The organism is Nocardia brasiliensis NBRC 14402, from assembly GCF_000308475.2.
GTDB lineage: Bacteria > Actinomycetota > Actinomycetes > Mycobacteriales > Mycobacteriaceae > Nocardia > Nocardia brasiliensis.
Genome location: NZ_BAFT02000089.1, coordinates 1 through 10,358 on the forward strand (window position 1 = coordinate 1; position 10,358 = coordinate 10,358).

Here is a 10,358-nt window from a genome sequence, read left to right on the forward strand (position 1 = left end):
GACGACCCTCGCCGATCCACGCGGCCCATCAGCTCGGCAGCCGCTACCCCGACGCCCAGCTCTACATCGACCTGCACGGCCATGCCGCGGAGAGCGCGCCGGTCGAGCCGATGGTGGCGCTGGATCGGCTGCTGCGCGCGGTGGGCGTGCCGAGCGAATCCATCCCGCCCGATCTCGACGCCCGATCGGCCCTGTGGCGCACCGAGATCGCGTCCCGTTCGGCGCTGCTGGTCTTCGACAACGTCGCCGACGCCGATCAGGTTCGCCCGCTGCTGCCCGGTACCCCGAGTTGTCTGGTGCTGATCACGAGCAGGCGTAGGCTGGTGGAACTGGAGGTGTCGCAAACCCTTTCGCTGGACGTGCTCTCGCCCGAGGACGCCACGGCGCTGTTCGCCACCATCGTCGACGACGAGCGGGTCGCGGCCGAGCCCGACGCGGTGGCGGAGACCGTGCGGCTGTGCGGCTATCTGCCGCTGGCCATTCGGATCGCGGCCGGACGGCTGCGCGCTCGACCGGTCTGGCCGGTCGAGCGGCTCGCCGAGCGGCTCCGACATCCGAGCCACCGCCTCGAACACCTGTCCGCGGGGTCACGCAGTGTGGCCGCCGCGCTCACCGCCAGCTTCCAGGACCTGCCACCCGCGCAACAGCGGGTGTTCCGGCTGCTCGGCCTGCATCCCGGTCGCGACTTCGACACCTATGCCACCGCCGCGCTCGCCGATATCGACAGCTGCGCCGCCGAGCAGATACTCGAGGCGCTGGTCGACGTCCATCTGCTGGAACAGGTTGTCTCCGAACGCTATCGGTTCCACAACCTGGTGCGCGACTACGCCGCGACCCTGGCGGAACCCGGCGACGGCAGCGCCGCGCTGACCCGGCTGTTCGACTACTACCGGTACGCCGCCTGGACGGTCGGCCGCGAGATCCTGCCGGATCGCACCAGCCGCGTCGCGGACCTGCCGAAACCGGCCACCCCGATGCCCGGGCTGGACAGCCATCACGAGTGCGTGTCATGGCTGCACACCGAACGGCTCAACCTGCTGGCCGTCGCGCGGGAGGCGACCAGGGCCCGCTGGTCGGACTACACCCGGCTGTTCTCCGAAATCCTGTGGTGGCCTTACGTTACCGGCCTGCGCTGCTCCGACGACGCCATCACGATGCACTTCGACGCGGTCGAGGTGGCCAGGCACAACGGCGAGCAGGCCGAGGAATGCCGACTGCTGGTCAACCTGGGCTACACGCTGTGGCGGATGCGGCACTGTCAGCAGGCGCTCGTGGTGCTCGACGACGCGGTACGGCTCGCGCACGGCATGCGCGACTATTCGAACGCCGCGCGGGCCATGCACCACAGTGGCCTGGTCTACTTCCGGATGGCACGCTACCGCGACGCGCTGATGGGCTATCACCAGTGCCTGTCGCTGTCGCGGCTGATCGGTGACCGGTTCCTGGAAGGCTATGCGCTGCAAGGCCTCGGCCAGGTGCACGAGCGGATGGGCTACGTCGACGACGCGTTCGACTACCTGCACCAGGCCGTCGCGATCGCCGCGGACACCGGTGACCCCTATCTGCGGTCCTGTGCGCAGATGCGGCTCAGCGATACCGCGGTGCGCGTGGGCCGCTACGAGGACGCGCTGACCCATTTGGGCGACGCTGGGAAGTCGCTCGCCGCGATCTCCTCGAAAACCCTGTTCCACAATTATCTTTCGATCCGGATCGGCACCGTCTACGCCCACCTGGAGCGGTACGAACCAGCGCTGGACAGCTTCCGTGCGGCACTGGCGCGCGCCGAACGGAACAACGACCTGATCCTCAAGTGCTGCACGCATCTGGGGATCGGCGACGTCCATCGTCGTCGTGGTCATCGCCGGGAAGCGCTGGCGCACTACGAGCGGGCGCTGCACATTGCGTGCGCGTCCGGCTCACCCTACGAGGAGGTGCTCGCCTACGACGCGATCGCGACCGTGAACTACTGCTCGGCGCATTTCTCCGTGGCTCGCCAGCACTGGAAGGACGCGCTCGCGATCGCGGTCGGCCTCGGCATCCCGGAGACCCGGCGGATCGCCGAGCATGTCGCGGGCATCGACTCGACGTTCTCGGCCGCACGCGCCACCCGCGCCGCGCACGCGCGCTCGGCGGAGTTCCGCAGAGCCGCGGATCTGATCCGGGGCGAGGTCACCGCGGCGCAGCGGGCCGCCGCGATGGCGATGATGGCCGATCCGAAGGCGCTGTGACAGTTAAGAGCGTGACGACGCCGGGCACGCGCGCCGCCCACCACCGCCGGGAGAGCAGGCCCGCCAGGCCGGCTCCGGCGGCGTTCAACAGCACGTCGTCCACCGAGGAGTGGCGGCCGATGGCCAGCGCGAACTGCAGCACCTCGACGGCGAGCGACAGCGCCGCGCCTGCCAGCACGATGCGGTACCAGCGGCCGAACCACACCCAGCGCACGGGCAGCAGAAAGCCCAGCGCGGCGCACACCAGCAGGTTCCCGCCGAACTGCTCGACCACCCGGTCGCCGGCCAACTGGTCGGCGAGGTCGCGTAGCGCTACCAGGTTTACCGAACGACCAGTTCCTTTCGGCGTCAAGATCATCCACAGCCACGGTGCGGTGCCGACCACCAGCCCGACCTCGCACACCGCCGCACGCCGGCCCCGCCACCGAGCCAGCCACCAGGCCAGCACACCGGCCACCGGCAGCACGGCGATCGCGGCGAGCACGACCCCGCCCCACGCCTCCCACGTCCCGTTCACACCACTCCGTACCGCCGCGCCGACCCCACCGCGCCGACGCTACTTCAGATACCAGGTGACAAGTCGCTCGACCAGTCCGAGGTCGCACACCGACCCCGGCACGCCGAGCGCCGATTCCAGGTTGCGCCGATCGAATTCGATCCGCTCCATCAGGTACTTTCCGGTGTAGGCCATCCGCGCGGCCACGGCCCGGTCCAGCACGGTCAGTTCGGCGTCGCCCCACTCTTCCGGCCGCACCGGCCGCAGGGTCATCCCCAGTCCGGCGCCGATGATGCGGACCGTTTCCTCCGCCGAGACGCCCACGCGATCGGTCAGGTTGACGATTTGCGGCAGGTGGTCGACCGCGGCCAGCCCCAGCAGCCATTCGACACAGGTATCGATGGGCACGAGATTGAGCGTCGCCCCCGTCGCCACCTGCACGGCGGCGGTGCCGCCCGGAAAACGGCGCGCGACCCGCTTCATGTTCGACATGAAGTTGTAGATGCCGAAATCCGAGGTGGTGTGCGCGGTCTTGGACGAGCCGACCACCTGTCCGAGCCGCAGCACCGCGCCCACGACGCCGTGCTCGCGCGCGTAGTCCCGGAACATCAGCTCACCGGCGCACTTGGTGGCCTCGTAGACCGTCCGGAATCGGGCGGCGTCGGTGACGGGCTGCCAATTCTCCGCGGTCGGCGTGTCCGAGATACCACCGACATAGGCGGTACTGATCAGAAAGAAGCGCGAACCCGGCCTGCTGTGCGCGACGAACAGGCGCAACGCTCGCTCGGTGCCGCGGACATTCACCTCCTCGAGCAATGCGGGCCGATTGGGTGACAGATCGACCGCCGCGGCGAAATGCCAGAAATCGCACGGTTCCGAGAAGATCGCCGCCGCGGTGAATTCGTCGATCCCCAGATATTCCTCGGTCAATTCGCAATCGTAGGTCTCGACATTCGCGATCCCGGGCGGTGGCGCGCCGCTCTCGTTGAGCGTCGCCGCGGCCAGCGCCTCGAAGACCCGGGTACGTGCCCCACGCGCCAGCGCCTTCACCCGGATACCGCGGTCGAGCATCGCACAGATCGTGTTGCTCGCGACGTACCCGTTCGCGCCGTCGACGACGGCCACCCTGGACAGTTCCATCAGACGCTCCACCCATTGCTACCGAAGTGCTGGTCGACGGTGCGGGCCAACTGCCGCAACGTGATACCGGAATCCTGTGCGGCCGCGAGGCACACGCCGAGGACGGACGCGCACATCGCGGCCGCCAGGCGGTCGTTCCACAACCGTTGTGCCGCATTGAAAGTCATCGACAGCGCCGCGGCTGCGCTCTTGATGGTGAGCAGACCGTCGATCGGCAGCACGTTGCCCACCGCCGTCCGGTGCACGGCGTATTCCGCGGCCACGCAGTCGGGGCCGAACAAGGCCGTGCCGGTAGGCGTTTTCGGCACGTTCAGCATCTGCACCGGGAACAGCGCACTGCTCGGGTCGATCAGCGAGACGGACAGGTCCGGGCAGAGCTCCAGTACCTCGATGAACGGGTACCACTGGAAACGGTAGGCGGCCAGACTGTTCCGCTTGAACGAGGCGACCAGATCGGCGAACGTCGACTCCGGCGACCAGCAGAACTTGATCACGAACGGGTTGAAGAGCATGGCCACCGACTCGTGGAACCGAGGGTCCCGGCGGCCGTGGCTGAAGGTCGGCATCAAGTACTCGGCCCGCCCGCACAGGTGGCCCAGGACGAATCCATAGGCGGCAGCCAGCACCATGAACGGCGTCGCGCGCAGGCGGGCGGCCATGGTTCGGATCGCCGCACTCTCGGCGGCGGTCGACGTGCGGTCACCGCGGCTGGTGATCGCCGGACCATCCGACGGCGCCTGCGCGTCTTTCGCCTTGATCTGCAAGACCTCCAGCGCGCCGACGTATTCCGGCCAGAAGTCGCGGGCCGCGGCCGCTTCGGGCGACTCCAGCGCGGCCAATTCGTCGAGCACCAGCTGCCGGTAGTGCACCGGCGGCGGCTCGGGCTCCGAAGCGAGACCACCGGCGGCGCAGTAGAACCGCCCGATATCGCGTTTCAGCACCTCCAGCGACCAGGCGTCGGCCACGCTGTGGTGCACCGTCACCTGGAGCAGCCGCCGATCCTGCGCCGGATCCTCGAGGAGCAGCGTGCGCAGCAGCGGCGGGCGCGCGAGATCGAAGGGCGCGTTGTTGTGTGCCACCAGCAGCGCTTCGAGTTCGGTCGCGTCCGCCGGCCGGCCGAGCACCGCGATCTCCGGTACGCCGCCGGAACCGATGACCTGCTCGGCCATTCCGCGACCGCGGACCAGCGCGGTGCGCAGCGCCTCGTGCCGCTCGACCGTCCGCGTGACGGCGTCGAACAGCCGCTGCCGGTCCAGCGGCCCGTCGACGGTGAGCCGCAACGAGATGTTGAAGGCCGCCGCCGCCCCGCCGGGCCGGATGGATTCCAGGAAGTCCAGCAGATGTTGCCCCGGGGTCAGGGGCAGCCTGGACCCGCCCGCCGCCGGGGCGTTCACGATACCGCGCCGCCGCGCAGGAAATCTTGTGCCGCAACCGCATACGTCAGCGCGTACCGCTTGAGATCACGCACCTCGACGTATTCGTCGGCCATGTGCGCGATCCACTTGCCGCCCGGGCCGTACACCACGCTGGGGATGTTCGCGCGACAGGTCAGAATGGTGCCGTCGGTGGTGCCGGGCACCGCGCCGAGTTCCGGGCGGACCCCGTTGACTCTCTCGTGTGCGCGGACCAGCGCCGTGACCAGCGGGGTGTCCGGGTCGGTCTCGACCCACGGGCGATCGTCGATCACCGTGACGGCCGAACCGATCCCGCAGCCGCGCGCCGCGTTGTCGACGCATTCGCCGATATTCTTCAGCAGCGTCTCGTGATCCACGCCCGGTATCGTGCGCACATCGAGGAACATCGAGCTGACACCGGGAATCGTGTTGAGCTGATCCGTGCTCCCGGCGCGCACCACGGTGGGCGTGATCGACGGGGCGCCGAGCGGCGGTCGCGACCCTGCCTCCTGCACCAGCCGGTGCTCCAGCGCCTCCAGACCGAGCAGCGCACGGGCCATGGCGGGCAACGTGTTCCGGCCTTGCCACGGCATCGCACCGTGGCTCATCACCCCGGTGAAATCCACCCGGAGCCGGATCGCGCCCTTCGACACCGGGCACACCTCGTCGCCCTCCGGCTCACAGCACACGACGCCGTCGACATCCTGGACGAACCCTTGGGCCACAGCGGCTTTCGCCCCCGACATCATCCCTTCCTCGTCGGCCAGCAGGAGCAGGCGGATCCGGCCGGGGAACGGCCCCGACAGCTGCAATGCCCGTGTCCCGTACAGCATCGCGGCGACGCCGGACTTCATATCGGCCGAGCCGCGACCGTAGAGCTTGCCGTCCCGGATCTCGCCGCCGTAGGGATCGACGGTCCACTGCGCCGGATCGCCTTCGGTGACCACATCCATGTGTCCCTCGAAAGCCAAGGTCGGCCCGGGACCGCCGCCGCCGGACAGCGTGACCGCGATATTGGGGCGTCCGTCCGCGTCGAAGAACTCGGGCTGCCAACCCCATTCCCTGATCTTGGTGAGCAGGAAGTCCGCGACCGCGCGCTCCCCGCGCCCCGCCTCGGTCAACGAGTGGGTGCGAATCAGGTTGCGGGTGAATTCGATCAGTTCCGGCTCGTCGATTGCGGCATCCAGTGCGGCGATGTCCACGGGGACCCCCAGGTGTCAGTGTGTTTCATGCTAGGACGTTGCCGGGTGTCCCCGTGCTACAACGCATTGCTCCGATCGGCCCGCAGCCACGACATCGCCTGCCGCAGACCGACGATCACGCCGTCCTCGACGACGAAACTCGTGCCGAACTCGGGTTCCGTGAGCGGCCCGAGCGCGGCCAAGCGCCGCCGGATCTCGGTGGCGTCCGCCGACCCGGTACCGCCGTCGGCCAGCCACTGCGCCAGCGGCCGGTAGCTGGTGGTGCGGTGACATTCCACGACCTCGAGCAGGTTGGCGCGCAGCAGGCCGACGAGTTCGTGCTCGGCGAGGGTCGAGGCATGTCCCGGATCCCGCACCCGCTGGATCGCCTCGACCTGCTCGTGCACCGCGCCGGTATATCCGGTCACGTTGTCCGCGACCACGATATGGCCGCCGGGCCGCACCACCCGCGCCATTTCGGCCACCGCCAGCTCCGGCCGGTCGATGTGATGCAGCGCGCGCGTGCACAGGACGAGATCGAAGGCGCCGTCGGCGAACGGCAACTCCTCGACCAGGCCGACGACGAGTTGCACCGAACCCACACCGGAGGCCCGCGCCTGCCGGAGCATCGCCGCGGACGAGTCCAGACCGACGACGCGTTTGCGCACGCCCGATTTCGCGACCACCGCCGCCGCGGCGGCGGTGCCGGTGGCCACGTCGAGCACATGCTCCACACCCAGCGGACGGATCATCTCGGCCAGCAGTTCGCCGTCCAGCCGGCGCGCCTGCCCGCCGGCATACGACTGAGCAATTTCGGCAAACCTGGACTGGTTCAAGGCAACTTGTTCGCGGTAGCCCGCGCCAGTCACGGTTCGGCGCCGAATATGTTCCTGCGACCCCATGGCACCGGCCTCCGGAAGTTCGTGCACCGCTGGGAAGTTCGTGCACGACTGGTGAAACAAACGAGCTCTGATATTAACCGAGCCTAGGGTACCGTGTTATTCAACCTGAGGACTTCGTCCGTACACCGGGGGGATGATGGGGATTTCCCGTCACTGGGATCTCTTCGTTTGCTGGAGGCAGGTGGTCGATGCACGCCGCCGATTTCCGGGTCAGCACCGTGCTGCTGGACTCGCCTCGCACCCTCGTGGGTGAACGCGCCGCCGAGGCCGCCCCTGCCGTGGTTCGCGCGGCGGCCGGCACCGATGCGCCGCGGGTGCTCCTGGTGGCAGGCAGCGGCTTCCGGCGCCGCGTCTGGGCCGAACCACTACTCGCCGCATTCCAGGGCTTCGCACTGCGCACCGTCGTGCACGCCGGGCTCCCCACACCCGAATCCGTGGCCCGGCTGACGGACGAGATCCGCGCCCATCGCGCCGAGGTGGTCGTCACCGTCGGCGGCGGCAGCGTGATGGACGCGGGCAAAGCCGGTGCGGCACTGTCGACCAGCGCCGATCGCACGCCGTACGCGGTGGTCCTGGCCTGCGCGGCGACGGCCGACGACGCAGGCGCGCCACCCGTCGTCGCCCTGCCGACAACACCGGGTACCGGCGCGGAGGCCACGCCCTTCGCCACCATCTGGGACCGCGGCCGCGGTCGCAAACTATCCTTGCGCGGCACCGCGTTACAGCCGGTGACCGCGGTGCTCGACCCGGAGTTGCTGCTCGGGCTGCCTGCGGCCGATCTCGCCGGTTGCCTGCTCGACACCCTCGCGCAGGGCGTGGAGGGCGCATGGTCGATCCGTGCCGACGAACGATCCGAGTGGCTGGGCGCGGCCGCCTGGGCGCAGCTCGCCGAGGTGCTCGAGCAGCGCCACACCGACCTGAGCGCGGCCCATCGCGGCGCGGCGCTGCTCGCCGGGCATCTCGCCGGTCGCGCCATCGCCATCGCGGGAACCACTGTGTGCCATGCGATGTCGTACCCGCTGACCCTGCGGCACGGGCTGCGCCACGGGCACGCGTGCGGCCTCACGCTGGCGGCGGTGCTGCAGTACAACGCGCAGGTCGGCGCCGACTGCACCGACCCGCGCGGGGCACAACGGGTGCGCGACGCCATCGCGCAGGTGGTGCGGGCCGCGGGCGCCGACAGCGTCGACGAACTGGCCGCGAAGGTGGCGGCGCTGGTGCGCTCGCCCGCGCTGCCGCCGCCCCCGGACCTCGGCCACGAGGCGGCCCGGATCGCCACCGAGGCCCTCGCCTACGACCGCGCGGGCAACAATCCGCGCCGGGTGGACGCGGCGACCCTGACCCGGCTGCTGGCCGGGAGTGCGGAGAGAGATCATGCTCGTTGACAACTACAAGGTCGTGCACTGGCTCAACATTCGGAAAGTGACCACCGGGCAGATAGCGGGCACGCTCGGTATCGACCACGCGGAACTCGCGAAATTGCTGGCTGTTTCCGGTGATTGCGAATGGCCGGACGACATCGTCGCTATCATGACCCGCACGCTCCAGATCACCCCGGAACATCTCGCCGCGAGCGGACGACGCGATCTCACCGTCCTGGTCCGTACCGCGCGCGAACTCCGCGATACCCGGCGTCCCATTCAGCGCGACGGCATTCATTTCTACAACTACTACACAATGGCGGCACCGCCCGGCGCGGTCGCTCCGGTCGTGCTCGATATCCTTTGTCCCGCGAACCGATTGCCCGCCTTGAACAATGGGCACCTGGAACCGGCGATCACGATCAACCTCGGTCCGGGCGATATCCACGGCCGCTGGGGCACCGAACTCGACGAGTCGACCTGGCAGGTGATCGTCGCCAACACCGACACCGACAGCTGGATCGCCGGTGATTCCTACGTCGAGCCGTCCTACTGCCCGCACACCTACTCGCTCGCCGGTCCCGAACCGGCCCGAATCGTGTCCTATACCGGTCGATCTCCGCTGGCCGGGCTCCTCGAAGAGGTCAACGACTGGTCCGATCCGGCCGCGCGCGAACTGCTCGCCTGGCTCGACGGCGGCGTGCACCCGCAGCAGGTGGCCCGCCTGCTGTTCGCTCGTCGAGGACACACGGTCGAATCTGCCGGTGTCACTGTGGGTCTGACGCCCGACGCGCTGGTCGCGGCGATCGACGACGGCACGCTCGCGGTGTTGCGCGAGCTGGGCACGACGCTCGGCTTCGATTACCGGCTGCTGATCCGGCCCGCCGCCCGGCACGACGCGGTCGGCAAGACCTTCAAGGACATCGCCGAATGCCGGAAGGAGGCAAGGGATTTCCGCGGCTACACGGTTACCTCGCTGGCCGCGGCCCCGCATCTGCCCGACCTCACGGGGCTGTATCTGCGGGTCGACGGCGCGGCCGGCGAATACCTGCGCGAACCCGCTGAAACGCACTACCTCGTGACCGCCGGAACGCCGACGCTGCATTGGATTGGGGCCGACGGGCAGCAAACAGCGGCGGAGCTGGAGGTGGACGGCTCGGCGTGGGTGGCACCGTTCGTCGCGCATCGCTGGTCCGGCCAGGGCGCGCTGATCAAGCTGGGCTCGGGACGACACCTCGGCTATCTCGACCTGTTCGAGCTGACCAATACCTATGCCGCGGGCGCCACAGTGCAGCGCGGGCACCGAGACAACCGCGGCTGGGGCTACGACTCCTGAACACCGCGCCGCGTCAGCACGGGAGGCAAGAGTGCGCGTCGTCTATACCGATCCGGCCTGGGCCCTGAACGAACGGGGACAACCCGACCTCGCCCGCGCGGATATCGAACGCACCGCGTTCGGCCACGAAATAGACTTGCGTTTAGGGCTTTTCGAGAGCCGATACGTAGTCTCCGGTCCCGAGTTCCACGACCATGTGCGCGGAGCGGACGCCCTGGTGATCTACCGCTGCCAGGTCACGCCCGAGTTGCTGGACGCGGTCGGCCCGCGCTGCCGGGTGATCGCGCGCAGTGGTGTCGGCATCGACAATCTCAATGCCC

The 10,358-nt window shown here is 69.1% G+C and carries 8 protein-coding genes and 1 pseudogene; 4 read left to right on the top strand and 5 right to left on the bottom strand.

All coding sequences use genetic code 11. The annotated features are described in order from the left end of the window. Positions 1-2,228: ATP-binding protein (locus TY25_RS40880; RefSeq protein ID WP_052383294.1), on the top strand; the 2,228-nt coding region annotated here is incomplete at its 5' end. Here the strand turns inward: TY25_RS40880 and TY25_RS30815 are convergent. Genes TY25_RS30815 through TY25_RS40885 form a run of 5 tightly spaced genes read right to left on the bottom strand, consistent with a single transcriptional unit; the run spans position 2,170 to position 7,275 of the window. Next, positions 2,170-2,745: a VanZ family protein gene (locus TY25_RS30815; protein WP_042262025.1), complete on the bottom strand. Its 576-nt coding sequence runs from the start codon at positions 2,743-2,745 to the stop codon at positions 2,170-2,172. The genes TY25_RS40880 and TY25_RS30815 overlap by 59 nt on opposite strands. A gap of 39 nt (positions 2,746-2,784) precedes the next feature. Beyond that, positions 2,785-3,864 carry an SDR family oxidoreductase gene (locus TY25_RS30820; RefSeq protein WP_042262028.1) on the bottom strand — a complete coding sequence of 360 codons (1,080 nt, stop codon included), beginning with the start codon at positions 3,862-3,864 and terminating at the stop codon, positions 2,785-2,787. Beyond that, complete coding sequence (locus TY25_RS30825; protein WP_042262029.1) at positions 3,864-5,258, bottom strand: condensation domain-containing protein; 1,395 nt, start codon at positions 5,256-5,258, stop codon at positions 3,864-3,866. Before TY25_RS30825 ends, TY25_RS30820 begins: the two co-directional genes overlap by 1 nt. After that, positions 5,255-6,460, bottom strand: a complete 1,206-nt coding sequence (locus TY25_RS30830) for a M20 family metallopeptidase (RefSeq protein WP_042262032.1) — start codon at positions 6,458-6,460, stop codon at positions 5,255-5,257. The genes TY25_RS30825 and TY25_RS30830 overlap by 4 nt, the downstream gene beginning before the upstream one ends. A 56-nt stretch (positions 6,461-6,516) precedes the next feature. Then, a complete protein-coding gene (locus tag TY25_RS40885; protein ID WP_162184239.1) occupies positions 6,517-7,275 on the bottom strand; it encodes a class I SAM-dependent methyltransferase in 759 nt (252 codons plus the stop codon). 254 nt (positions 7,276-7,529) lie between these two features. Here TY25_RS40885 and TY25_RS30840 point away from each other — a divergent pair, with 254 nt between their 5' ends. From TY25_RS30840 to TY25_RS30850, 3 genes and pseudogenes are all read left to right on the top strand, one after another. Further along, entirely contained in the window at positions 7,530-8,726 is a 1,197-nt protein-coding gene (locus TY25_RS30840; protein ID WP_042262033.1) for an iron-containing alcohol dehydrogenase, read from the top strand. Beyond that, positions 8,716-10,038 carry a cupin domain-containing protein gene (locus TY25_RS30845; protein ID WP_042262035.1) on the top strand — a complete coding sequence of 441 codons (1,323 nt, stop codon included), beginning with the start codon at positions 8,716-8,718 and terminating at the stop codon, positions 10,036-10,038. The genes TY25_RS30840 and TY25_RS30845 overlap by 11 nt, the downstream gene beginning before the upstream one ends. A 31-nt stretch (positions 10,039-10,069) precedes the next feature. After that, a pseudogene (locus tag TY25_RS30850) lies at positions 10,070-10,358 on the top strand (C-terminal binding protein); the annotation flags it as partial.